The 24,222-nt window shown below is 74.5% G+C and carries 25 protein-coding genes; 18 read left to right on the top strand and 7 right to left on the bottom strand.

Features of this window, described 5'->3' with window-relative positions; all coding sequences use genetic code 11:
• Positions 1 to 8: 8 nt before the first annotated feature.
• The 5 genes from ACI79U_RS18860 to ACI79U_RS18840 all read right to left on the bottom strand — a co-directional run bounded on the left by ACI79U_RS18860 (position 9) and on the right by ACI79U_RS18840 (position 5,366).
• Entirely contained in the window at positions 9 to 803 is a 795-nt protein-coding gene (locus tag ACI79U_RS18860) for a hypothetical protein (protein ID WP_457070657.1), read from the bottom strand.
• A 98-nt stretch (positions 804 to 901) separates the two neighbouring features.
• Positions 902 to 2,347: an MFS transporter gene (locus ACI79U_RS18855; RefSeq protein WP_457070655.1), complete on the bottom strand. Its 1,446-nt coding sequence runs from the start codon at positions 2,345 to 2,347 to the stop codon at positions 902 to 904.
• A gap of 262 nt (positions 2,348 to 2,609) precedes the next feature.
• Positions 2,610 to 3,485 carry a formate/nitrite transporter family protein gene (locus tag ACI79U_RS18850; RefSeq protein ID WP_457070653.1) on the bottom strand — a complete coding sequence of 292 codons (876 nt, stop codon included), beginning with the start codon at positions 3,483 to 3,485 and terminating at the stop codon, positions 2,610 to 2,612.
• Positions 3,486 to 3,560: 75 nt separating this feature from the next.
• Positions 3,561 to 4,010, bottom strand: a complete 450-nt coding sequence (cynS, locus tag ACI79U_RS18845; RefSeq protein ID WP_457070651.1) for a cyanase — start codon at positions 4,008 to 4,010, stop codon at positions 3,561 to 3,563.
• 213 nt (positions 4,011 to 4,223) lie between these two features.
• On the bottom strand, positions 4,224 to 5,366 hold the full coding sequence (locus tag ACI79U_RS18840) for a uroporphyrinogen-III synthase (RefSeq protein ID WP_457070649.1): 1,143 nt from the start codon (positions 5,364 to 5,366) through the stop codon (positions 4,224 to 4,226).
• A 102-nt stretch (positions 5,367 to 5,468) separates the two neighbouring features.
• On the opposite strand from ACI79U_RS18840, the gene ACI79U_RS18835 reads away from it, so the two are divergent.
• The 9 genes from ACI79U_RS18835 to ACI79U_RS18795 all read left to right on the top strand — a co-directional run bounded on the left by ACI79U_RS18835 (position 5,469) and on the right by ACI79U_RS18795 (position 13,466).
• Positions 5,469 to 5,978 (top strand): PH domain-containing protein, encoded by a 510-nt coding sequence (locus ACI79U_RS18835; protein ID WP_457070647.1) that lies wholly within the window; start codon positions 5,469 to 5,471, stop codon positions 5,976 to 5,978.
• A 238-nt stretch (positions 5,979 to 6,216) separates the two neighbouring features.
• Complete coding sequence (infC, locus tag ACI79U_RS18830) at positions 6,217 to 6,897, top strand: translation initiation factor IF-3 (RefSeq protein WP_457070645.1); 681 nt, start codon at positions 6,217 to 6,219, stop codon at positions 6,895 to 6,897.
• 84 nt (positions 6,898 to 6,981) lie between these two features.
• Complete coding sequence (gene rpmI, locus ACI79U_RS18825) at positions 6,982 to 7,176, top strand: 50S ribosomal protein L35 (protein ID WP_457070643.1); 195 nt, start codon at positions 6,982 to 6,984, stop codon at positions 7,174 to 7,176.
• Positions 7,177 to 7,213: 37 nt separating this feature from the next.
• Positions 7,214 to 7,606, top strand: coding sequence for a 50S ribosomal protein L20 (gene rplT / locus ACI79U_RS18820; protein ID WP_457070641.1), 393 nt, complete (start codon positions 7,214 to 7,216; stop codon positions 7,604 to 7,606).
• A gap of 124 nt (positions 7,607 to 7,730) precedes the next feature.
• Positions 7,731 to 8,537, top strand: coding sequence for a TrmH family RNA methyltransferase (locus tag ACI79U_RS18815; protein ID WP_457070639.1), 807 nt, complete (start codon positions 7,731 to 7,733; stop codon positions 8,535 to 8,537).
• Positions 8,538 to 8,586: 49 nt separating this feature from the next.
• Positions 8,587 to 9,654 (top strand): phenylalanine--tRNA ligase subunit alpha, encoded by a 1,068-nt coding sequence (pheS, locus tag ACI79U_RS18810; protein WP_457070637.1) that lies wholly within the window; start codon positions 8,587 to 8,589, stop codon positions 9,652 to 9,654.
• On the top strand, positions 9,651 to 12,113 hold the full coding sequence (gene pheT, locus ACI79U_RS18805; RefSeq protein ID WP_457070635.1) for a phenylalanine--tRNA ligase subunit beta: 2,463 nt from the start codon (positions 9,651 to 9,653) through the stop codon (positions 12,111 to 12,113). The genes pheS and pheT overlap by 4 nt, the downstream gene beginning before the upstream one ends.
• Positions 12,106 to 12,984: an SDR family NAD(P)-dependent oxidoreductase gene (locus ACI79U_RS18800; protein ID WP_457070633.1), complete on the top strand. Its 879-nt coding sequence runs from the start codon at positions 12,106 to 12,108 to the stop codon at positions 12,982 to 12,984. The genes pheT and ACI79U_RS18800 overlap by 8 nt, the downstream gene beginning before the upstream one ends.
• A gap of 125 nt (positions 12,985 to 13,109) precedes the next feature.
• Positions 13,110 to 13,466 (top strand): hypothetical protein, encoded by a 357-nt coding sequence (locus ACI79U_RS18795; protein WP_457070631.1) that lies wholly within the window; start codon positions 13,110 to 13,112, stop codon positions 13,464 to 13,466.
• Between the two features lie 33 nt (positions 13,467 to 13,499).
• Here ACI79U_RS18795 and ACI79U_RS18790 read toward each other — a convergent pair whose 3' ends face one another.
• Positions 13,500 to 13,907, bottom strand: a complete 408-nt coding sequence (locus ACI79U_RS18790) for a VOC family protein (protein ID WP_457070629.1) — start codon at positions 13,905 to 13,907, stop codon at positions 13,500 to 13,502.
• A 61-nt stretch (positions 13,908 to 13,968) separates the two neighbouring features.
• Positions 13,969 to 14,328, bottom strand: coding sequence for an STAS domain-containing protein (locus ACI79U_RS18785; protein WP_457070627.1), 360 nt, complete (start codon positions 14,326 to 14,328; stop codon positions 13,969 to 13,971).
• A 159-nt stretch (positions 14,329 to 14,487) separates the two neighbouring features.
• Between ACI79U_RS18785 and argC the strand changes: the two genes are divergently transcribed.
• The 9 genes from argC (at position 14,488) to tyrS (ending at position 23,874) form a co-directional block, all read left to right on the top strand.
• Entirely contained in the window at positions 14,488 to 15,528 is a 1,041-nt protein-coding gene (gene argC, locus ACI79U_RS18780) for an N-acetyl-gamma-glutamyl-phosphate reductase (RefSeq protein WP_457070625.1), read from the top strand.
• Positions 15,525 to 16,676, top strand: a complete 1,152-nt coding sequence (argJ, locus tag ACI79U_RS18775) for a bifunctional glutamate N-acetyltransferase/amino-acid acetyltransferase ArgJ (protein ID WP_457070623.1) — start codon at positions 15,525 to 15,527, stop codon at positions 16,674 to 16,676. The genes argC and argJ overlap by 4 nt, the downstream gene beginning before the upstream one ends.
• A complete protein-coding gene (argB, locus tag ACI79U_RS18770) occupies positions 16,673 to 17,716 on the top strand; it encodes an acetylglutamate kinase (RefSeq protein ID WP_457070621.1) in 1,044 nt (347 codons plus the stop codon). The genes argJ and argB overlap by 4 nt, the downstream gene beginning before the upstream one ends.
• Positions 17,713 to 18,903: an acetylornithine transaminase gene (locus ACI79U_RS18765; protein WP_457070619.1), complete on the top strand. Its 1,191-nt coding sequence runs from the start codon at positions 17,713 to 17,715 to the stop codon at positions 18,901 to 18,903. Before argB ends, ACI79U_RS18765 begins: the two co-directional genes overlap by 4 nt.
• Complete coding sequence (gene argF, locus ACI79U_RS18760; RefSeq protein WP_457070617.1) at positions 18,900 to 19,847, top strand: ornithine carbamoyltransferase; 948 nt, start codon at positions 18,900 to 18,902, stop codon at positions 19,845 to 19,847. Before ACI79U_RS18765 ends, argF begins: the two co-directional genes overlap by 4 nt.
• Positions 19,848 to 19,922: 75 nt before the next feature.
• Positions 19,923 to 20,471: an arginine repressor gene (locus ACI79U_RS18755; protein ID WP_457070615.1), complete on the top strand. Its 549-nt coding sequence runs from the start codon at positions 19,923 to 19,925 to the stop codon at positions 20,469 to 20,471.
• The gene (gene argH, locus ACI79U_RS18750; RefSeq protein WP_457070613.1) at positions 20,468 to 21,916 is read left to right on the top strand and encodes an argininosuccinate lyase; all 1,449 of its coding nucleotides are present in this window, start codon (positions 20,468 to 20,470) and stop codon (positions 21,914 to 21,916) included. The genes ACI79U_RS18755 and argH overlap by 4 nt, the downstream gene beginning before the upstream one ends.
• Entirely contained in the window at positions 21,880 to 22,569 is a 690-nt protein-coding gene (locus ACI79U_RS18745) for a DNA-3-methyladenine glycosylase (RefSeq protein WP_457070704.1), read from the top strand. The genes argH and ACI79U_RS18745 overlap by 37 nt, the downstream gene beginning before the upstream one ends.
• A gap of 18 nt (positions 22,570 to 22,587) precedes the next feature.
• A complete protein-coding gene (tyrS, locus tag ACI79U_RS18740; RefSeq protein WP_457070611.1) occupies positions 22,588 to 23,874 on the top strand; it encodes a tyrosine--tRNA ligase in 1,287 nt (428 codons plus the stop codon).
• The last annotated feature ends 348 nt before the right edge of the window (positions 23,875 to 24,222 follow it).

Here is a 24,222-nt window from a genome sequence, read left to right as displayed (position 1 = left end):
GGCCTTCGTCAGGCGGTAGGCAGGTCCAGGTCGCCGACGGCGGTGGCGACGTCGTCGTCGCGGACGAAGTCCAGCGCGAGCAACCGGTGCACCAGCACCCCGCGGCGGGTCAGCCGCAGGTCGGCCGGGCGCAGCCGGGGGAGCACCGCCCCCGGCCGGGCGACGACGGGCGGCGGGTCGAGCAGGCCGGCGCGCTGCAGGTCGGCGACGTCCTCGCGGGCACCCCACGCCGTCCAGGCGCGCGGCTCGTCCTCCAGCGCGCCCATCGGCAGCGGCGTGCGGTCGCGCCGGCCGACCGCGGCGAGGAAGACCAGCTGCCGCCAGCTGCACGACCCGGCCAGCTGCAGCGCGCGGGCGGCGAGCCCTGGGTCGATGTCGGGGGAGACGGCGGTCTCGGCCAGCAGGTAGCCCAGGTGCCGCACCTGCCGCTCCTCGGGGGTGCGGCAGGCGGCCTGCACCACCGACTCCGCCAGCCGCTCGGCGGCCGAGCGGGTGGCGAGGGTGGCGGCGAAGAAGCCGTCGCGGCGGACGTGCCGACCCTGCTGCCCGCGGGTCACCGACAGTTCGGCGGCGAAGGCCAGGGCGGCGCCGGCCCGGGCGCGCTCCCACAGCAGCGGCAGGTCGGCTGCGCCGGTGGCCGCGTCCCGCAGGCAGCCGGCCAGCCGGTCGTCGAGGCGGACGGCGCCGGGGCCGTCGCCGAACAGCAGCGCCGCGACGGCGTGGCTCATCGACCCGGCCACCAGTTCGCCGGTCTCCACCAGCGACCGGGCGGGCGACGTCTCGCCGTCCAGGGAGTCCCTCACGCGGTGATCATGGCCGTTGGGCGCCGTCGGCGCACTGCCGACGGCGACCGTCTCCCCATCCCGGGGCACCGGGCGCGGTCCCGGTGCCCCACCGGGGGTCAGACCCCGGCCTGCTGCATCAGCGTGCCGCGGCGCAGGTAGACGAACCAGGTCACCGCGACGCAGGCCACGTAGAAGGCGCAGAAGGCGCCGAGCGCCGTCCCGACGCCACCGGTCGCGCTGTAGGACTCGGAGATGATCCGCGGGATGAACACCGCGCCGAGGGCGCCGACGGCGGAGATGAGGCCCACCGCGGCCGCGGTGTCCCGCCGGGCGCGGTACATCGTCTGCGCCGCGGTCTCGCCGGTGCTGCCGGCGGCGGCCTCGGCCCGGTAGATGATCGGGATCATCCGGTAGGTGGAGCCGTTGGTCATGCCCACGATCGCGAAGAGCACCAGGAAGCTGAGCAGGAACCCGGGGAAGCTGCCGGCGTTCACGAACGCGATGGCCACGCCGATGGCCAGCGCCTGGCCGACGAAGGTCACCACGGTCACCCGCGCCCCGCCCACCCGGTCGGCCAGCAGCCCGCCCAGCGGCCGGGTCAGCGAGCCGACCAGCGGCCCGAGGAAGGCGTACTGGTAGGTGTTCGCCGCGAACTCGTTGGCCAGCACCAGCGGGAAGGCGCCGGAGAACCCGATGAACGAGCCGAAGGCGCCGATGTACAGGAAGGACATGATCCAGGTCTGCTTGCGGCGGGCGATGGCGGCCTGCGCGCCGACGTTGGCCCGGGCACCGGAGAGGTTGTGCATGCCGAACCAGGCGCCGGCCATCGCCAGCAGGACGAACGGCACCCAGATCAGCGCCACGTTCTGCACGTACCGCTCCGCGCCGGCCTCGGTGGTGCCGGTGGCCCCGCCGACCAGGGCGAGCGCCCCCGCGCCGGCGGCCAGCGGACCGATGAGCTGGATGATCGCCACGCCGATGTTGCCGCCGGCGGCGTTCAGCCCCAGGGCGAACCCCTTCTCCTTGTCCGGGTAGAAGAAGGAGATGTTGGCCATCGACGAGGCGAAGTTGCCGCCGCCGAACCCGCAGGTGATCGCGGTGAGCACCCAGAACCAGTAGGGCTGGTCGGTGGTGGCGGCGATCACCAGCAGGGTGATCGGGAGCAGCAGCAACGCGGCGCTGACCACCGTCCAGTTGCGCCCGCCGAACAGCGCCGGCATGAACGTGTAGGGCACCCGCATGATCGCCCCGACCAGGCCGGCGGTGGCGACCAGCCAGAACAGCTGGTTGCTGGTGAAGCCGTAGCCGATCGAGGCGAGCACCGCGGTCGAGACGCTGAACAGCTGCCAGACGCTGAAGCCGATGTTCTCCGCGAACACCGACCAGACGAGGTTCCGGCGGGCGACCGGCCGGCCCTGCGCCGAGGCCCAGAAGGCCGGGTCCTCGGGGTCGTAGTGGTCGAGCCAGCGGCCGCCGACCCGGGCCACCGGCCCGCTGCCGGCCGATGGCGCGGGAGCGGGTGCGACGGCGACGCCGGCGCGGTCGTGCTGGGTGTCGGTCATGGCGTCATCCCCTGGGTGCGGAGTCGGTAGGTGCAGGGCCGGTAGGTGCAGGGCCGGTGGGTGCAGGGCCGATCGGCGGCTGGTCCGCCGAGCCGGGGACGACGCTAGGAACCGGCCGTTTCCGTCCAGGCGCGGGAAGGTGACCGCGGCGGAACATGTGCCGCACGCCGTCCGCCCGGTGGTCGTGAGCCCCCGTCCGGACGAACGACGGAGGGCGGCCCACCCGAGTCGGGTGGACCGCCCTCCGCGGGTCGGGTCGGGGTCAGCGCATGCCGACGGGGGTGGTGTCGGCCGGCACGGCCACCTCCGGGGGGAGGTCGCTGCTCAGCAGCGGCTTGCGGCTGGCGCCGGTGCGCGCGTGCGTGGCGTAGAGGGTGAGCCCGACGAAGGCCAGCCCGCCGACCAGGTTGCCGACGACGGTCGGGATCTCGTTCCAGATCAGGTAGTCGCCGATCGAGAAGTCCCCGCCCAGCAGCAGGCCGGAGGGGAACAGGAACATGTTCACGATCGAGTGCTCGAAGCCCATGTAGAAGAACACCATCACCGGCATCCACATCCCGATCACCTTGCCGGAGACCGACGTCGACATCATCGCCGCGACCACGCCGGTGGAGACCATCCAGTTGCAGAGCACACCGCGCAGGAACAGCGTCAGCATCCCGGCGGCCCCGTACTCGGCGTACCCGACGGTCCGGCCCTCGCCGATGGTGCCGATGGCCTGGCCGACCTCGTTCGGGGGCATCGCGAAGCCGTAGGTGAAGATCACCGCCATCATCAGGGCGACGGTGAACGCGCCGAGGAAGTTGCCGGTGAAGACCAGCCCCCAGTTGCGCAGCATGCCGCGCACGGTCACCCCGGGCCGCTTGTCGAACAACGCGAGCGGCACCAGCGTGAAGACGCCGGTGAGCAGGTCGAACCCGAGCAGGTAGAGCAGGCAGAACCCGACGGGGAACAGCAGCGCGCCGAGGAGGGGCTGGCCGGTCTGCACGGTGACGGTGACGGCGAACGCGGCGGCCAGGGCGAGGATCGCGCCGGCCATGAAGGCGCGGATCAGGGTGTCGCGGGTGGCCATGAAGACCTTCGCCTCGCCGGCGTCGATCATCTTGGTGACGAAGTCCTTGGGTGCCACGTAGGACATGCAGTGCTCCTCGTTGGACAGGTGCGGGGCTGGGACGGGTGCGGGGGAGAGGCGGGTGCGCTCAGCGCGCCGGGGTCACCAGCGGTAGTCCAGGAACTTGCCGTCGAGGGTGATGACCACCCGGTCGCCGTCGGGGTCGGGACGGCGGGCGATGTCGACCCGGAAGTTGATCGCGCTCATGATCCCGTCGCCGAACTCCTCGTGGATCAGCTCCTTGAGGGCGGGGCCGTAGACCGACAGCGCCTCGGTGAGCCGGTAGATCGTGGGGTCGGCCAGCCGTGCCGGGTCGCTGCCGCGGGAGGGCTGCAGCTGCAGGCTCTCCGCGACCGTCTCGTCCAGCCCCAGCAGCTTGGTGGCGAGCTCGGCCTGGTGCTGGCTCATCGGGTGCTGCCCCAGCAGCGCGGCGGTGGTCCACACCACCGGGGCGCCGATCTCCTCGGCGAGCTGGGCCCAGGTCAGGCCACGGCGGATCCGGGCGGCCACCACCAGGTCGGCGGCGTCGGACTTGGACAGGATCGGGGTCATCGCGCTCCTCGCGGGACGGGCGGCCCAGCACCTGAGAACGGGCCACCGCGGACGGGATGCGCTGACGCTAGGAACCGGGCGTTTCCGCCCCGGCGCGGTCCGGTGACCGCTGCGGAACAGTCACCGCACACCGGCCAGGTGCCGGCTGTGAGCTCGGCCCCCTTCCGGGGCCCGCCCGGAGCCTGCGAGGGGTGGGGAGAAGGGGGTCCTTCTTCAGACAGCGAGGCGGTAGCCCCGCTTGACCACGGTCTCCACCACCGGTGCCCCGAGGGCCGCGCGCAGCCGGGTCACCGCCATCTCGACCGCGTGCGCGTCGCCGCCACCGGACAGCTCGGCCAGCAGGTCGGGGCGGGAGACGACGACCCCGGGCCGCCGGGCCAGTGCCCGCAGCACCGCCATCGGCCCCGGCGGCAGCTCGACCAGCCGGCCGTCGAGCACCGCGGCGTGCCCGCGGACCTGGAGGGTGTGCGGGCCGGAGGACAGCACCGGGTGCCGGGCCGGCAGCTGGGCGACCACCTCGCGGGCGAGCGCGCCGAGCCGGGCGCGGGCGGGTTGCACCGAGCGGATCCCGGCGGCCTCCAGCGGAGCCGCGGTGACCGGCCCGACCGCGACCGCCAGGACGGCGTCGGCGAAGGCGGCGAGCACGCCGGCCCGCACGCCCTCGTCCGCGGCCACCTGCAGCAGGCTCGCCGCGGCCGGTGCGCTGGTGAAGGTGACCGCGTCGACGCCCCGCGCGGCGATCACGGTGACCAGCCGGCGCAGGGGCGCGGTGTCCTCCGGCAGCACCCACCGGTAGACCGGGACGCGCACCACCTCGGCACCGGCCCGTTCCAGGCCGGCCACCAGCTCCGGCAGCGGGTCACCGTGCAGCTGGACGGCGATCCGGCGCCCCGGCAGCGGGCCCTCGGCGCCGGAGAGCAGGTGGGAGAGCACCTCGGCGGAGCTCTCCGACTCCGGCGACCAGGCGTCGACCAGCCCGGCGCCGCGGATGGCCCCCCGGGCCTTGGGGCCCCGGGCGAGGACCCGGGAGCCCTGCAGGTGCTCGCGCAGCGGCAGGTCCCAGGCCTCGGCGGCCTCCAGCCAGCCGCGGAAGCCGACGCCGGTGGTCGCCACCACCAGGTCGACCGGGGCGGCGAGCACCTCCCGGGTGGCGGCGACCAGGTCGGCGTCGTCGGAGAGCGGGACGATCCGGATCGCCGGGGCGTAGACGACCCGGGCACCACGGCGGTCGAGCAGTGCGCCGAGCTCCTCACTGCGTCGGGCCGCGGTCACCGCCACCGTGTATCCGGCCAGCGGCAGCAGCTCCGCGACCACGGCGTCGTCCTGCGGGTGGTGGTCGAGCGGGCTCTCGGTCACACCCCCATGGTGCGGGGTCGGTGTTCCATCCGTGTGACACGGCACCCCACCGGTGCCGGCCGGGAGCGGCGCGGGGCCCTCCCGGCGGTGCAGGATGGAGCCGTGCCCGACACCTCTGAGCCCGACGTCGCCGCGCCCGCTCCGGTCACCGCCGTCCCACGCCGGCTGCGCCTGGTCACCGCGCTGGCCGCGGCCGGGCTCGTCGCGGTCATGGCGGTGGTGGCCGCGCTGCTGAAGGAGTCCTCGACCGGGGTGGTCGCCTTCCAGACCGCCGACCAGCTGGCCATGCTGGGGCTCGGCCTCGCCCTCGGCGCCGGGGTGCTGGTGCTCGGCCGGTCCCGGGTGCACGCCGATGCCGAGGGCCTCCGGGTGCGCAACATGCTCGTCGAGCACCAGCTGCCGTGGGACGCGGTGCGGGCCGTCCGGTTCGACCAGCACTCGCCGTGGGCCAGCCTGCTGCTCACCAACGGCGACGAGCTCGCGGTCACCGCGGTCCAGGCCACCGACGGGGTGCGGGCGGTCGCCGCTGTCCGGGGGCTGCGGGCGCTGCTCGCCGCCCACCAGGAGCGCACCGCCACGCCGGCTCCCGACCTGCTCTACCCCTGGGAATGACGGCGCCGGTGGCGACGCTGTAAGGTAGGTACGCCTCCCCCCGCTACATCGAGGCGCGTGAACCACGGTGGCCGAGATCCAGCATCCCGGCCGCAGACCAAAGAGGAGCCCGCTCCCACCTGGCGCCGTCACAGGCACCCAGGTCCCCGGATCACGCAGGTCGGTCCTGCCGTCCCGCGTGAACCGCACGGCACCCCCGCCCCGGGGTGCACCGTGTGGCGACCGGCGAGTGGGCCCCGTGAGCAGCAGCTCGCGGGGCCCTTTGTCGTCCGGCGCCCGGGTGGGCCAGCGAACTCCTCCCCGCAGCAGCAGAGGAGAGGCCATCACCGAGCCCCGCATCAACGACCGTATCCGCGTCCCCGAGGTCCGCCTGGTCGGTCCCGAGGGCGAGCAGGTCGGCATCGTGCCGATCGGCGAGGCACTGCGCCTGGCGCAGGACAGCGAACTCGACCTGGTCGAGGTCGCCCCCATGGCCCGGCCGCCCGTGGTCAAGCTCATGGACTACGGCAAGTTCAAGTACGAGACCGCGCAGAAGGCCCGCGAGGCCCGGCGCAACCAGGCGCTCACCGTCATCAAGGAGATGCGCCTGCGTCTGAAGATCGACCCGCACGACTACGAGACCAAGAAGGGCCACGTCGTCCGCTTCCTCAAGGGCGGCGACAAGGTCAAGATCACCGTGATGTTCCGCGGTCGCGAGCAGTCCCGCCCGGAGATGGGCTACAAGCTGCTGCAGCGACTGGCCGGCGACGTCGCCGACCTCGGGGTGGTGGAGTCCAACCCCAAGCAGGACGGCCGGAACATGGTCATGGTGATCGCACCGCACCGGAACCAGGCGGCGACGGACACGGCGCGGCGCACCGCGAAGGCGGAGAAGCAGGCGGCGAACGACGCGACCGCGGAGCAGGCGCCCCCGGCCTGAGCCGGCCGGGCACCACACCGACGCACCCGCGCCGGGCAGCAGCCGCTGCCCGGCGCCGGGCAGACACGAACAGGACGTCTACAGATGCCGAAGAACAAGACCCACAAGGGCGCCGCGAAGCGGATCCGCGTCACGGGCAGCGGGAAGCTGGTCTCCGAGCACACGAACAACCAGCACAAGTTCGAGCACAAGTCGGGCTCCCGGAAGCGCCGCATCAGCGGTACCGGAGTGCTGTCCCCGGCCGACACCGGCCGGATGAAGAAGCTGCTCGGTCTCTGACCGCCCCCCTCCGTAACCAGAAGACAGGAGCTCTCACGTGGCACGCGTGAAGCGGGCGGTCAACGCCCAGAAGAAGCGTCGTACGACCCTCGAGGCGGCCAGCGGCTACCGCGGCCAGCGGTCGCGGCTCTACCGCAAGGCCAAGGAGCAGATCCTCCACTCGGCCACCTACAACTACCGCGACCGCAAGGTCCGCAAGGGTGACTTCCGCAAGCTGTGGATCACCCGGATCAACGCCGCGGCCCGCCAGAACGACATGACCTACAACCGGTTCATGCAGGGCCTCAAGCTCGCCGGCATCGAGCTGGACCGCCGCGTCCTGGCCGAGCTCGCCGTCTCCGAGCCGGCTGCGTTCGCCACGCTGGTGGAGTCCGCCCGGGCCGCGCTCGCCGCGAACCCCGAGGCGACCGGCGCTCCCGCAGCAGCCTGATCGCCGCACCGCAGCACCTCGCGACGCCGTCGTGAGCGGGTCCTCCGACCCGTTCACGACGGCGTCGTCGTCTGTGCCCACCGCTGCGCCGTCCGCTGTCCCACCCGCCGCTCGAGGAGACCACGTGCCCGACCCGCTCACCGAGCGTTCCGCGCGGGTCGTGGCCGCCCGCAAGCTCACCCGCCGCAGCGGCCGGGACGACGCCGGGGCGTTCCTGGCCGAGGGCCGGCAGGCGGTCACCGAGGCGCTGGCCGAGGCCGGCACCGACCCCGCCGCCGTCCGGGAGGTGTTCGCCACCGAGGCCGCCGCGACGGCGCACCGGGACCTGCTGGCGAGCACCCGGGTGCCGGTCCGGCTGGTCACCGAGAAGGCCGCGGCGTCGCTGTCGGAGACGGTCACCCCGCAGGGCCTGGTCGCCGTCTGCCGGCTGCGGGACGTCGCCGCCGAGACGCTGGCGGCCCACCCGCCGCGGCTGGCGGTGGCGCTGGCCGAGCTGAACGACCCGGGCAACGCCGGCACCGTGCTGCGCACCGCCGACGCCTGCGGTGCCGGTGTCGTGGTCTTCGGCGCCGGTTCCACCGACCCGTACCAGGGCAAGGTGGTGCGCAGCAGCGCCGGCAGCCTGTTCCACGTCGACGTCGTGCGCGGCGCACCGCTGGACCGGCTGGTCGCCGACGTGCAGGCCGCCGGGGTGACCGTGCTCGCCGCCGACGGCGGGGGAGAGGTGCCCCTGGACGCCGCCGCCGGCGAGGGGCTGCTCGCCGCCCCGGTGCTGTGGCTGTTCGGCAACGAGGCGCGCGGCCTGGACCCGGCGCTGGGCGCGCTCGCCGACGCGCGGGTCCGGGTGCCGATGCGCGGCCGGGCGGAGAGCCTGAACCTCTCCGTGGCCGCCTCGATCTGCCTCTACGCCACCCAGCTCGCCCAGGGCTGAGCGGAACCCGGGCGCGGACCTCGCCCCGGGCCGGGCAGAATGGCGTCCCGTGTCTGGCGCCAACGACCCCTACGACCCCAAGCAGGTCGCCGCGCTGAGCGCGGAGGCCCTCGACGCCGCCGTGCAGGCGGCCGCCGAGGCGTTCGCCGGGGCCGGTGACCTGGAGGCGCTGGCCGCCGTCCGGCCGGCCCACCTCGGCGACCGTGCACCCGTGCTGCTGGCCCGCCGCGAGCTCGGCGCGCTGCCACCGGCCGCCCGCTCCGACGCCGGCAAGCGGGTGAACGCCGCGCGCGCCGCGGTCACCGCCGCCTACGAGGAACGGCTGGCGGTGCTGGAGGCCGAGCGGGACGAGCGGGTGCTCGCCGAGGAGCGGGTCGACGTCACGCTGCCCTGGGACCGCACCCCGCGGGGCGCCCGGCACCCGCTGACCACGCTCACCGAGCGGATCGCCGACGTCTTCGTCGGGATGGGCTACGAGGTCGCCGAGGGCCCGGAGCTCGAGGCGGAGTGGCTGAACTTCGACGCGCTCAACACCGGTCCGGACCACCCGGCCCGCTCGCTCGCCGACACCTTCTTCGTCGCGCCCGAGGACTCGGGCCTGGTGCTGCGCACCCACACCAGCCCGGTGCAGGCCCGCACCATGCTGGAGCGCACGCCGCCGATCTACGTCGTCGCCCCGGGGCGGGTCTACCGCACGGATGAGCTGGACGCGACGCACACCCCGGTCTTCCACCAGGTCGAGGGGCTGACGGTCGACCGCGGGCTGACCATGGCGCACCTGCGGGGCACGCTGGACCACCTGGCCCGGGTGCTCTTCGGCCCCGACGCGCAGACCCGCTGGCGGCCGCACTTCTTCCCGTTCACCGAGCCCTCGGCGGAGTTCGACGTGTGGTTCCCCGAGCACCGGGACGGCCCGCGCTGGGTCGAGTGGGGCGGCTGCGGGATGGTGAACCCCCGGGTGCTGCGCGCCTGCGGGATCGACCCCGACGAGTACACCGGCTTCGCCTTCGGCATGGGCATCGAGCGGGCCCTGCAGTTCCGCTCCGGCGTCGGCGACATGCACGACATCGTCGAGGGCGACGTCCGGTTCACCTCTGCGTTCGGAGTGCAGGCATGAAGGTCCCCGTCAGCTGGCTGACCGAGCACGTCGACATCCCGGCCGGGACGACGGTCGAGGCGCTGGACGAGGCGTTCGTCCGGCTCGGCTTCGAGGTCGAGGACGTGCTGCGCCCGCCGGTCACCACCGGCCCGCTCGTGGTGGGCCGGGTGCTGGAGATCGAGGAGCTCACCGGCTTCAAGAAGCCGATCCGGTACTGCCAGGTCGACGTGGGGGAGGAGACCCCCCGAGGCATCGTCTGCGGCGCGCGCAACTTCGCCCTCGGTGACCTGGTCGTCGCGGCGCTGCCCGGTGCGGTGCTCCCCGGCGACTTCGCGATCGCGGCCCGGAAGACCTACGACCACGTCTCCGACGGGATGATCTGCTCGGTCCGCGAGCTGGGCATCGGCGAGGACCACGCGGGCATCCTGGTGCTCGGGCGCGACGGCTTCGAGCCGGGTGCCCCGGCGCACGACCTCCTCGGCCTGGACGACGTCGTGTTCGACCTCGAGGTCACCCCGGACCGCGGGTACGCGATGAGCCTGCGCGGCATCGCCCGCGACCTGGCCGGCGCGCTCGGCGTCGAGTGGCGCGACCCCGCGGCGCTGACCCCGCCGGTCTGGTCCGGCGACCCGGCCTGGCAGGTCACCGTCGCCGACCCCGCACGCTGCGACCGGTTCTCCATGCTGGCCATGGCGGGGCTGGACCCGACCGCGCCGAGCCCGTGGGCGCTGCGCCGCCGGCTGGCCCAGTGCGGCGTCCGCAGCATCTCGCTGGCCGTCGACGTCACCAACTACGTGATGCTCGAGCTCGGCCAGCCGATGCACGCCTTCGACCGGGAGACGGTCACCGGCCCGATCACCGTCCGCCGGGCGCGGGCCGGGGAGCGGCTCATCACGCTGGACGGCGTCGACCGGGCGCTCACCGACGACGACCTGCTCATCGCCGACGCCTCGGGCCCGATCGGGCTGGCCGGGGTGATGGGCGGTGCCTCCACCGAGATCGGCGGCACCACGGACGCGGTGCTCCTGGAGGCCGCGCACTGGGAGCCCACCGGCATCGGGCGCGGGGTCCGCCGGCACAAGCTGCCGAGCGAGGCCGCCAAGCGCTTCGAGCGGGGCACCGACCCCGACGTCACCGTCGTCGCGCTGGCCCGCGCCGCCGGCCTGCTCGCCCAGCACGGGGGCGCCACCGTCGTCGGCGCGCCCGTCGACCTGGACACCCGGGCACCGCGCCCGGTGATCGCCCTGGACGCCGGTCTGCCCGGCCGGATCGCCGGCGTGGCGTACCCGCCGTCGCAGGTCGTCGAGGTGCTGCAGGCCATCGGTGCCACCGTCGAGGGCGACGGCGAGCAGCTGCAGGTGACGCCGCCGTCCTGGCGCGCGGACCTCACCGACCCGGCCGACCTGGTCGAGGAGGTGGTCCGCTCCGTCGGGTTCGACGAGATCCCCTCCGTGCTGCCCACCGCTCCGCCCGGGCGCGGCCTGACCGAGCGGCAGCGCCGGCGGCGCAGCATCGGCCGGGCGCTGGCCGACGCCGGTTACGTCGAGGCGCCGTCCTACCCGTTCGTCGGCCCCACCCAGCTCGACGCGCTCGGACTGCCCGACGACGACGCGCGCCGGACGCTGATCACGCTGCGCAACCCGCTGTCGGAGGAGGCCCCGGCGCTGCGCACCACGCTGCTGCCGGGCCTGCTGGCCACCCTGGCGCGCAACATCGCCCGGGGTCAGCGCGACCTGTCGGTGTTCGAGCACGGCGCGGTGTTCCCCGGCGGGCTGGCCGGCGCCGCGCCGGTGCCCGGCGTCGACGCCCGACCGGACGACGCGACCCTGGCCGCGCTGCTCGGCGCGGTGCCGGAGCAGCCCTGGCACGTCGGGGTCGCGCTCACCGGTCAGCGCGAACCGCGCGGCTGGTGGGGGCCGGGCCGCCCGGCCGGGTGGGCCGACGCCGTGCAGGCCGCCCGCACCGTCGCCGAGGCCGCCGGGGTGGAGCTCACCGTGCGTGCGGGGGAGCGGGCGCCCTGGCACCCCGGCCGCTGCGCCGAGCTGCTCGTCGACGGCCGGGTCGTCGGGTACGCCGGCGAGCTGCACCCGCGGGTGTGCGCGGCCCTGGAGCTGCCGGCCCGCACGTCGGTGATGGAGCTCGACGCCGACGCCCTCCCCGCCGCCGGGGTGCCGGTCGGGCCCACCATCTCGACCTTCCCGCCGGTGCACATGGACGCCGCCCTGGTGGTGCCCGAGCAGCACCCGGAGGCCGACGTCCGCCGGGCGCTGGTCGCGGGCGCCGGGGAGCTGCTGGAGGAGCTGCGGCTCTTCGACGTCTACGCCGGGTCGCAGGTGCCCGAGGGGCACCGCTCGATCGCCTACGCCTTCACGTTCCGGGCGCCGGACCGGACGCTGACCGGCGAGGAGGCCAAGGCGGCCTTCGACCGGGCGGTGGCGCTGGCCGGCGAGGCGGTCGGGGCGGTGCTCCGTGGCTGACGAAGGACCCCTCGAAGGACCCCGTCCTCCCCACCCTTCGCAGGCTCAGGGCGGGCCCCTGGACGGGGCCGGGCTCTCGGGGACGGTCGCGCTGGTCACCGGCGCGTCGACGGGCATCGGCCGGCACCTGGCGCAGGGGCTCGCCGCCCGGGGCGCCGCGGTCGCCGGTCTGGCCCGAACGGCCGACCGGCTGCAGACGGCGATGGACGAGGTGGCTGCGGCCACCGGCGCCCGCACGCTGGCCGTGCCGGCCGACGTCACCGACCGGGCGGCGGTGGAGGCGGCGGTCGCCCGGGTGACCGCGGAGCTGGGCCCGGTCACCCTGCTGGTCAACAACGCCGGGCTGATCGACGCCGCCGAGGTGCCGCTGTGGGAAGCCGACCCGGAGCAGTGGTGGCAGGTGGTGGAGAGCCAGGTCCGCGGGCCGTTCCTGGTCTCCCGTGCCGTCGTGCCGGGCATGATCGGCGCCGGTGGGGGCCGGGTGATCGGGCTGGCCAGCGGCCTGGGCACCCGGGGGAGCGACGTCTACAGCGCCTACTCGGCCGGCAAGACCGCCCAGATGCGGCTCACCGAGGCGATCGACCTGGCCGGTGCCGCACACGGGGTGCGGGCCTTCGACCTGGCACCGGGGGTCATCGACACGGAGATGACCCGGGCGATGCCGATGCACGCCGGGCGCACCGAGTGGACCCGGCCCGAGGACGTCGTCGCGCTGACCGTCGCGATCGCCGCCGGGGAGCTCGACCAGTGGAGCGGACGCTTCTTCCGGGCCGGGGCCGACGATCTCGACGCGCTGCGCGCCACGACGCCGGAGGGCACCGCCCGCCAGTTGCGACTGCGTCCGTACGGGGACGGCGACCCGATCGGCTGACGCCTGGGTGTGGTTGACCGGGTGTGGTTGACCGGGTGTGGTCGACCGGGCGTGGTTGACCGGGCGGGCACCCCGTGCGAACGTCCGCGGCAGTCGAACGCCCGAGCGCAGGGGGGAGGAGCGAGATGGCCGTGCCCTCCCCGGGAGCCCGCTGGCTCCTGGTCCTCGCCCTGGTGCTCCTGCTCGGCGGCACGGGCTGGTACGCCCGCGCGGCCTGGGCGGACAGCGGCTGGTTCACCGTGGCGCTGTTCGGGCTGCCGCTGCTCTGCACGGCCGGCGCGCTGTGGGCCGAACGCGCCCGCGGCACGACGACGGCTCCGCTGCTGACCGCCCTGCTCGGGGTGGTCGCCCTGGGCTGGTCGCTGATCACCGGGCTGGGCATCGGGCTGCTGTTCCTGGTGCCGGCGCTGCTCCTGCTGGTCGCCGCGATGGTGTCCTGGGTCGACCGGCGGGGAGACAGCCCGGAGCGGCTGCGCACCTGAGCGACGGTGCACAGCCGCGCCGGGCCGTCCGGGTCAGCCGGCCGGCTCCGCCTCGACGATCCACACGGTGTTGCCGTCCGGGTCGTTCACGCTGAACAGCAGGGGAGCGCCGGGGATGCTGGTCGGTGTCGGGCCCACGGCCACGTCGCCCCGGGCTGCCAGCCGGGCGTGCTCGGCCAGCACGTCGGTCGACTCCACGCCGACCGCCCCACCCCCGGGGCTGCCGCCCATCGGCGGGTTGAGCGCCAGCCGCGCGGCCGATCCGGGCGGCGCCACCTCCAGCCAGCGGTCCTCGCCGTGCTCGCCGAAGCGCTGGTCGCCGCGCACCTCGAAGCCGAGCACGTCGGTGTAGAAGGCCAGCGCGGCGTCCTGGTCGGCGACGGTGAACATCGTGACGGCGAGCTGGGTGAGGGTGGTGGCCGGAGCCTGCATCTGGGTCATGCCCGGTGAGACCGGCCCGGCCGGCGGAACTCATCGCTGTCGTCGTCGGCAGGGGGAGGGCTCAGCCCACCTGGGTGAACAGCGGAGCCACCCCGGTCGCCTCGACGAGCCGGCGCACGGTGGAGGAGGGGCGGCGCAGCTCCGGGAGCAGCCCGGCGCGGCGGGCCGCCGCGGTCTCGCGCACCAGCAGCCGCAGCCCCCGGCAGTCCAGGAACGTCGCGCGGGACAGATCGACCGCCTGCGCGGGCCGAGAGCCCGGCGCGGCAGCGACGGCGTCCCAGGCCTCGACGACGAGCGAGTCGACCTCGCCGTGCAGCCGGAGCACCGGCACGCCACCCTCCTCGACGAGGTCGATGCCGCCGGTCGCCGGCTGCGTCTGGGTGGGGGTCCGGGTCCGGGTCTGGGTCTGGGTCTGCGTCATCGTCGTCATCCTCCCGCTGACCGGCCGCGATGGCCGGTTGCCGTGCACTGTGCAGCGGGGGTCTGACAGAACGCGACGCGCGACCTGGGCACCAGCTGTGCGTCCCAGTGTCCGGGGTCGGGGCGCACATCCATGCACGACCGTGTATGTTCATGCATCGTGAGCACTGGACAGACGTGGACGGTCGGGGTCACCGGCGCCACCGGGTACGCCGGAGGTGAGGTGTGCCGGTTGCTGGCCGGGCACCCGCAGCTCCGGCTGACCGGGGTGCATGCCAACTCGAGCGCCGGTCGGCGCCTGGGTGAGCTGCAGCCGCACCTCCTGCCGTACGCCGACCTGGTGGTGCAGCCCAGCGACGCGGGCGCCCTGGCCGGCTACGACGTCGTCGTCCTGGCGCTGCCGCACGGGGAGTCCGCGGCCATCGCCGCGCAGCTGCCCGACGACGTCCTGGTCATCGACTGCGGTGCCGACCACCGGCTGAACGACCCGGCGGCCTGGGTGCGCTGGTACGGCGGTGAGCACGCGGGTCACTGGCCCTACGGGCTGCCGGAGCTGCCCGGTCAGCGGGAGCAGCTGGCCGGCGCGCGGCGGATCGCCGTCCCCGGCTGTTACCCGACCTCGGTGACCCTGGCGATGGCCCCGGCGCTGGCCGCCGGCCTGGTCGAACCCGACATCGTGGTGGTCGCGGCATCGGGCACCTCGGGGGCCGGCAAGTCGGCCAAGCCGCACCTGCTCGGCAGCGAGGTGATGGGCTCGGCCAGCGCCTATGGCGTCGGCGGCGTCCACCGGCACACCCCGGAGATGATCCAGAACCTGTCACAAGCTGCCGGTAGGACCGTCGGCGTGAGCTTCACCCCGACCCTCGTGCCGATGAGCCGCGGCATCCTGGCCACCTGCTCCGCGCCCCTCGCCCCCGGGATCGACGCGGCGGCCGCCCGGGCGGCCTACGCGGAGGCCTACGGTGACGAGCCGTTCGTGCACCTGCTGCCCGAGGGGCAGTGGCCGACCACCGCCGCCGTCCTGGGAGCCAACACCGTGCAGCTGCAGCTCGCCGTCGACCCCGACGCCGGCCGGCTGGTCGTGATCGCCGCCGTCGACAACCTCGCGAAGGGGACCGGTGGGGCGGCCCTGCAGTGCGCCAACCTGGCCCTGGGCCTGCCCGAAACCACCGGTCTCCCGCTCGTCGGAGTCGCACCGTGAGCGTCACCATTCCCCGGGGCTTCCGCGCGGCCGGCGTCGCCGCCGGGCTCAAGTCGTCGGGCGCCCCGGACGTGGCGCTCGTCGTCAACGACGGGCCGGACGACGCCGCGGCCGCCGTCTTCACCACCAACCGCTTCCCGGCCGCCCCGGTGCAGTGGAGCCGCCAGGTCCTGGCCACCGGCCGGACCAGGGCCGTGGTGCTCAACTCCGGTGGGGCCAACGCCTGCACCGGTCCGGAGGGGTTCGGCGACACCCACGCCACCGCCGAGCACGTCGCGGCCGAGCTGGGCATCGGCGCGATCGACGTCGCCGTCGCCTCCACCGGCCTGATCGGCGTCCGGCTGCCGATGGACAAGCTGCTGCCGGGGGTCTCCGAGGCCGCCGGGAAGCTGTCCGAGGACGGCGGGGCCGACGCCGCCCGGGCGATCATGACCACCGATTCCGTGCCGAAGACGACGGTGCAGTCCGGGGACGGCTGGACCATCGGGGGCATGGCGAAGGGCGCGGGCATGCTCGCCCCCTCGCTGGCCACGATGCTCGTCGTCCTCACCACCGACGCGGTGGTGCCGGTCGAGGTGCTCCAGCCGGCGCTGAAGGCGGCGACCAGCGTCAGCGTCGAGCGGGTCGACTCCGACGGCTGCCTGTCCACCAACGACACGGTGATCGTGCTGGCCAACGGCGCCAGCGGGGTCACCCCCAGCGCGGCGGAGTTCACCGCCGCGCTCACCGCGGCCGCCACCGACCTGGCGATGCAGCTGCTCGCCGACGCCGAGGGCTCGACCAAGGACATCGCGATCACCGTCCGCAACGCCGCCAGCGTCGCCGACGCGGTGACCGCCGGCCGGGCCTGCGCCCGGAACAACCTGCTCAAGACCGCGCTGTTCGGCAACGACCCGAACTGGGGCCGGGTGCTGGCCGCGATCGGCACCACCGACGCTGCGTTCGATCCCGACCAGGTGGACGTGACGATCAACGGCGTCACGGTCTGCCGCAGCGGGTCGATCGGCGACCCGCGCGAGGGCGTCGACCTGTCCGGCCGGGCGATCACCATCGACGTCGACCTGCGGGCCGGCACCGAGCAGGCCACGATCTGGACCAACGACCTGTCCCTCGCCTACGTCCACGAGAACTCGGCCTACTCGACATGACCACTGACCCGACCAGCAGCGACAGCCCGGCGCAGGACCCCACGCCGCCCGACGTCGCCCCCGACCTCGCCACCCCGCCGGCCCGGCGTTCGGTGGGCACACCCCGGGTCATGCGCACCCACGACCCCGAGGGCGATGCCCGCAAGGTCGCCGTCCTCACCGGTGCGCTGCCCTGGCTGCGCGAGTTCCACGGCCGCGTCGTGGTGGTGAAGTTCGGCGGCCACGCCATGGTCGACGAGCAGTGCCGGCGCGCCTTCGCCGAGGACATGGTGTTCCTGCGGACCTGCGGCATCCTGCCGGTCGTCGTGCACGGCGGCGGTCCGCAGATCAACGGGATGCTCAACCGGCTGGGCATCGCCAGCGAGTTCCGCGGTGGGCTGCGGGTCACCACCGAGGAGACGATCGACGTCGTCCGGATGGTGCTGACCGGCCAGGTGGGCCCCGAGGTGGTCGGCCTGATCAACTCCTACGGGCCGCTGGCCGTCGGGCTCTCCGGCGAGGACGGCGGGCTGTTCACCGCCGAGCGCACGCACGCGGTGGTCGCCGGCCAGCCGGTGGACGTCGGCCTGGTCGGCGACGTCGTCGCGGTCGATCCCGCCCCGGTGACCGCGCTGCTCGAGGCCGGGCACATCCCGGTCGTGGCCACCGTCGCCCCGGACGCCCACGGCCAGGTGCACAACGTCAACGCCGACACCGCCGCCGCCGCGCTCGCGGTCGCCCTGGGCGCGGTCAAGCTGGTCGTGCTGACCGACGTCGAGGGGCTCTACGCCAACTGGCCCGACCGCGACTCGCTGGTCCAGAAGATCGACGCGACCGAGCTGGCCGAGATCCTCCCGACCCTGGACGCCGGGATGATCCCGAAGATGGCCGCCTGCCTGCGGGCGGTCGAGGGCGGGGTGCGGCGGGCGACCGTCATCGACGGTCGGCTGCCGCACGCCCTGCTGCTGGAGACCTTCACCACCGAGGGCACCGGGACGATGGTCGTCCCGGCCGGGACCGACACCGCATCACCGACACCGGAGGGAGTGACCGCACCATGACGCACACCGAGGAGCTGGCCACCCGCTGGTCGGCGGTGATGATGAGCAACTACAAGACGCCGCCGGTGGCGCTGGCCCGCGGTGCGGGTGCGACCGTCTGGGACGTCGACGGGCGCGAGTACACCGACCTGCTCGGCGGCATCGCGACGACGATCCTCGGCCACGCCCACCCGGCGGTCGTGCACGCGATCACCGCGCAGGCGCAGCTGCTGGGCCACGTCTCCAACCTGGCCATGCACGAGCCCGGCGTCCTGCTGGCCGAGCGGCTGCTGGAGCTGGACGGGCGGCCGGGCCGGGTCTTCTTCTGCAACTCCGGCGCCGAGGCCAACGAGGCCGCCTTCAAGATCAGCCGGCTGACCGGCCGGTCCGAGGTGGTCACCGCGCTGGGCTCCTTCCACGGCCGCACCATGGGCGCGCTGGCGCTCACCGGCCAGCCGGCGAAGGCCGCGGCCTTCGCGCCGCTGCCCGGCGGCGTGCAGCACGTGCCCTACGGCGACCCCGACGCCCTGCGGGCGGCTGTGGGTGACCGGACGGCGATGGTGCTGCTCGAGCCGGTGCTGGGCGAGGGCGGCGTGCTGCCGGCACCGGCCGGGTACCTGACCGCCGCCGCCGCCGCGGCCGCTGATGCCGGCGCGCTGTTCGGCGTCGACGAGGTGCAGACCGGCACCGGACGCACCGGCCACTGGTTCGCCTCCCAGGCCGACGGCCTCCAGCCCGACGTGATCACCCTGGCCAAGGCGCTGGGCGGCGGGCTCCCGCTGGGCGCGGTGCTGGCCTTCGGCGCAGCCGCCGACCTGATGACGGCCGGGTCGCACGGGTCCACCTTCGGCGGCAACCCGATCGCCGCGGCCGCCGCGCTGGCGGTGCTGGACACCATCCGCGACGAGGGGCTGCTGGAGCGCGCCAAGGAGATCGAGCACCGGGTCGCCGCCGCGGTCGAGGCGCTCGGTCACCCTGGCATCGCCGGGGTCCGGGGGAGGGGCGCGCTGCTCGGCGTGGTCCTCACCGCTCCGGTCGCCGCTGCGGTGGAGGCGGAGCTGCGGACCGCCGGGTTCCTCACCAACGCGGTCGCGCCCGACACCTTGCGGCTCGCCCCGCCGCTGGTCGTCACCGACGCCCAGCTCGACGCGTTCGTCACCGCCCTACCGGCCGCGCTGGACGCAGCGCTCCAGGAGACCGGGCAGTGATCCGGCACTTCACCAAGGACGATGACCTCACCCCCGCCGAGCAGGCCGAGGTCCTCGCGCTCGCCGGCCGGCTCAAGGCCGGCCGGCACACCGCGGCGGCGCCGACCCCGCTGCGCGCCCCCAACGGGGCGCCGGCGACCGTGGCGGTGCTGTTCGACAAGCCCTCCACCCGCACCCGGGTCAGCTTCTCCGTCGGCATCACCGAGCTCGGCGGGCAGCCGCTGGTCATCGACTCCAGCACCAGCCAACTGGGCCGGGGCGAGCCGGTGGAGGACACCACCCGCGTCCTCGACCGGCAGGTCGCGGCCATCGTGTGGCGCACCTCCGGTCAGCAGCGGATGGACGCGATGGCCGCGGTCAGCCGGGTGCCGGTGGTCAACGCCCTCACCGACCGGTACCACCCCTGCCAGGTCCTGGCCGACCTGCAGACCGTCATCGAGCGCAAGGGCCGGACCGCCGGCCTGACCCTCAGCTTCCTGGGCGACGGCGCCAACAACATGGCGCACTCCTACCTGCTCGGCGGTGCCCTGGCCGGCATGCACGTCCGGATCGGCTCGCCGGAGGGCTTCCAGCCCGATCTCGCCGTGCTCGAGCGGGCGGCGGAGGTCGCGGCGGAGACCGGCGGCTCGGTGCGGTGGACCGCGGACCCGGTCGCCGCGGCCGACGGCGCCGACGTGCTGGCCACCGACTCCTGGGTCTCGATGGGGCAGGAGGCGGAGTACGCCGCACGGATCGCGCCGTTCGAGCCCTACGCACTCGACGAGACGGCGCTGGGCCGCGCCGCCGACGACGCCGTCGTCCTGCACTGCCTGCCGGCCTACCGCGGCAAGGAGATCGCCGCCGCGGTCATCGACGGGCCGCGGAGCGCCGTCTGGGACGAGGCGGAGAACCGGCTGCACGCGCAGAAGGCCCTGCTGCTCTGGCTGCTGGAGAAGAGCGCATGACGCCGGTCGCCACCACCCACCTCGGCAGGCTGCACCGCTCGTGCCCGCCGGAGGAGCGCGCGTGAGGCGACGACGGTGACCAGCGCGCTGAACCGGTCGGCGCGGCACGCCCGCATCGCCGAGCTGATCAACGCCGGCCCGGTCACCTCCCAGACGCACCTGGCCAAGTTGCTGGCCGAGTCCGGGGTCGAGGTCACCCAGGCGACGCTGTCGCGGGACCTGGAGGAGCTCGGCGCGGTGAAGCTGCGCGGGTCCGACGGGGCCCCGGCGTCCTACGTGCTGCCGCCGGAGAACGCCCCCATGCGCCCCGCCCAGGCCGCGCCCGCCCGGCTCACCCGGCTGCTGGCCGAGCTGCTCACCAGTGCGGAGGGGAGCGCCAACCTGGCGGTCCTGCGCACCCCACCGGGAGCAGCCCAGTTCCTCGCCTCCGGCCTGGACAAGGTCGGCCTGCCCGACGTGTTGGGCACGATCGCCGGCGACGACACCCTGATGGTCGTCTCCCGGCACCCCGACGGCGGGGCGGCGCTGGCCGAGCGGCTGCGCGCCCTGGCCGGTCGGGCCCCCACCGCCCACCCGGACCCGGCGTCCGACAGCATCGACGACGTGGAAGAGAGCGTGCAGTGACCGACCCGGCAGCGACCGCGGCCAACCAGACCCGGCTGTGGGGTGGCCGCTTCGGCGGTGGTCCCTCCGCGGCGATGGCTGCCCTGTCGAAGTCCACCCACTTCGACTGGCAGCTGGCCCCCTTCGACCTGGCCGGCTCCCGGGCGCACGCCCGGGTGCTGCACCGCGCCGGGCTGCTGACCGACGACGAGCTGCCCCGCATGATCGGCGCGCTCACCGAGCTGTCGGCCGAGGTGGCCGACGGCACGTTCACCGCCATCGAGGCCGACGAGGACGTCCACGAGGCGCTCGAACGCGGACTCACCGAGAAGCTCGGGGAGCTCGGGGGCAAGCTGCGCGCCGGGCGCAGCCGGAACGACCAGATCGCCACCGACCTGCGGCTCTACCTGCGCCACCAGGTCCGGGCGCTGGTCGGCGAGCTGTCCGCCCTTGAGTACGCCCTGGTGGGGCTGGCCGACCGCTACCGCGACGTCGCGGCGCCGGGCATGACCCACCTGCAGCACGCCCAGCCGGTGCTCTTCGCCCACCAGCTGCTGGCCCACGCGCACGCGTTCACCCGCGACGTCGACCGGCTGCGCGACTGGGACCGGCGCACCGCGGTGAGCCCCTACGGTTCCGGCGCGCTGGCCGGCTCCTCCCTGCCGCTGGACCCCGACGCCGTCGCCGCCGAGCTCGGCTTCGACCGCGCGTCGGACAACTCGATCGACGGGGTGAGCGACCGCGACTTCGCCGCGGAGTTCGCCTTCGCCGCCGCGCTGATCGGGGTGCACCTGTCCCGGCTGGGGGAGGAGGTCGTGCTCTGGACGTCGACCGAGTTCGGCTGGGCCCGCCTCGACGACGCCTGGGCGACCGGGTCGTCGATCATGCCGCAGAAGAAGAACCCCGACATCGCCGAGCTGGCCCGCGGGAAGTCCGGGCGCTTCGTGGGCAACCTGACCGGCCTGCTGACCATGCTCAAGGGCCTCCCGCTCGCCTACGACCGCGACCTGCAGGAGGACAAGGAGCCGGTCTTCGACTCCATGGAGCAGCTGCTCCTGCTGCTGCCCGCGGTCACCGGCATGATCGACACCCTGACGCTGCGGCCCGAGGTGCTGGAGGCCGCAGCTCCCCAGGGGTTCGCGCTGGCCACCGACGTCGCCGAGTGGCTGGTGCGCCAGGGCGTGCCGTTCCGGTCCGCGCACGAGATCAGCGGTGCGATGGTCGCCTTCTGCGAGGAGGCCGGCCTCGAGCTGGACCAGCTCGACGACGACCAGCTCGCCGGCATCGACGAGCGGCTCACCCCCGAGGTCCGCGCGGTCCTCTCCGTCCCCGGTGCGCTCGCTGCCCGGAAGGCCCGCGGGGGCACCGCCCCCGCACGGGTGGCCGAGCAGCTCACCTCGCTGGCGGAGCAGGCCCGGCAGCACGCCGACTGGGCGACCTCCTCACCGGTGGCGGCGGCCCTCTGACCGGTGGCGCACCTCCCGCCGAGCCCGGGCCGCTGCTCACCGCCGACGAGCTGCTCGGGCCGGTCGACGACGTCGCCCGGGCCCTGCTGGGTTGCTGGGTGGTCACCGACCGGCCGGAGGGACGGGTCGGCCTCCGGCTCACCGAGGTCGAGGCGTACTCGGGGCAGGGGGAGGACCCGGCCTCGCACGCACACCGAGGGCCCACCCCGCGGGCCGAGATCATGTTCGGTCCGCCCGGGCGGCTGTACGTCTACTTCAGCTACGGCGTGCACTGGTGCGCCAACGTCGTCGTCGGCCCGGAGGGCCGCGGCTCAGCGGTGCTGATGCGCGCGGGCGAGGTGGTGCTGGGGGAGTCCCTCGCCCGGAACCGCCGACCGGCCGCGAAGGTGGTCCGGGACCTCGCCCGCGGTCCTGCCCGGCTGACCCAGGCGCTGGCCATCGGTCCGGACGACCGGGGTGCCGACCTCCTCGACCCGGCGTCCCGGGTGCGCCTGCACCACGGGAGCGAGCCCGGTGCCGTCTCCGCCGGTCCGCGGGTCGGGATCAGCGTGGCGACCGAGCTGCCCTGGCGGTTCTGGGAGACCGACGCGCCCTCGGTGAGCGTCTTCCGGCCGGGTGGCAAGCCGCGCCGCCGAACCGGCCGGCGGGACTGATCAGGCAGGATCGGACCCGTGACCGATGTGATCGACGAGCTGAACCGCCGTGGGCTGATCGCCCAGAGCACCGACGAGGAGGCGCTGCGCAGGCACCTCTCCGACGGGCCGGTCACCTACTACTGCGGCTTCGACCCGACGGCGGCGAGCCTGCACGTCGGCCACCTGCTCCAGTTCATGGTGCTGCGCGCCCTGCAGCGTGCCGGGCACCAGCCGGTGGTCCTGGTCGGCGGGGCGACCGGCCTGATCGGTGACCCGCGGATGACCGCCGAACGCCAGCTCAACGACCGGACGACGGTGGCCGACTGGGTGCACCGGATCCGGACCCAGGTGGCGCCCTTCCTCGACCAGCCCGTCGAGGCCGACCCGTCGCTGCGGCGGCCGGTCTACGTCGACAACCTGGAGTGGACCGGTCAGCTGTCGGCCCTGGACTTCCTCCGGGACATCGGCAAGCACTTCCGGGTCGGTCGGATGCTGGCCAAGGAGGCGGTCTCGGCCCGGCTCAACAGCGAGGCCGGGATCAGCTTCACCGAGTTCAGCTACCAGCTCCTCCAGGCCAACGACTACCTGGAGCTGTTCCGCCGGCACGGGGTGACGCTGCAGAGCGGTGGCTCCGACCAGTGGGGCAACCTCACCGCCGGCATCGACCTGCTGCGGCGCGTCGAGGGCGTGACGGGCCACGCGCTCACCACCCCGCTGGTGACCAAGTCCGACGGCCAGAAGTTCGGCAAGAGCGAGGGGGGAGCCGTCTGGCTCGACCCGACGCTGACGTCGCCCTACGCGTTCTTCCAGTTCTGGCTGAACGCGGAGGACGTCGACGCACGGGCCTGGCTCCCGCTCTTCTCCGAGCGCCCTGCCGAGGAGGTGGCCGCCCTGATCGCCGAGTCGGAGGAACGGCCGGCGTCCCGCGCACCGCAGCGGGCGCTGGCCGAGGAGCTCACCCGTCTGGTGCACGGTCCGCGGGAGCTGGCCCAGGCCGAGGCCGCCGGCCGGGCGCTGTTCGGCCGGGCGGAGCTGACCGAGCTCGACCCGCAGACGCTGGCCGCCGCGCTCACCGAGGCCGGGGCGGTCGAGGTCGACGACCCGGCACTCCCGGTCGCCACGTTGCTGCAGCAGGCGGGCCTGGCCTCCTCGCTGTCCGACGCGCGTCGCACCGTCAAGGAGGGTGGGGCCTACGTCAACAACGTCCGGGTCACCGACGCCGACGCCGTCCCCGCGGCCGGTGACTGGCTCCCCGGTGGCTGGTTGGTGCTCCGCAAGGGCAAGCGCTCCATCGCGGGGGTCCGCTGCCCCGCGGCCGGATGACCTGGGCGGATCCGGCGGGGTGACGCTGCTGCCGGCGGGGTGTGAACGCCAGGTGACGGCGACGTTCCGAGCAGGTGGCGCGCGTCACCCGACCCGGGTTTGACACGTCCCCCGCAGCCACGTAACTTTCTTTCTGCGCCGGGAACGACCGCGAGGCCGGGACCGGGCGCCGAAGCGAGACAACAAGCCGGAGACGACGACCTGAGAGGGTCTGGTTCGCCGCGCGTCCGCTCCTTGAGAACTCAACAGCGTGCTGAAAGTCAGTGCCATATAGTTAAACCCCCTTTTGGCCTGGTTGCTTCGGTGATCGGGTCGGGGATTCCTTTGGTTGATTGATATCGAGAGTGC

This window comes from Modestobacter sp. SYSU DS0904, from assembly GCF_054051115.1.
The sequence above is the reverse complement of the archived record's forward strand: the minus strand, read 5'-3'. Positions and strand labels throughout refer to the sequence as shown.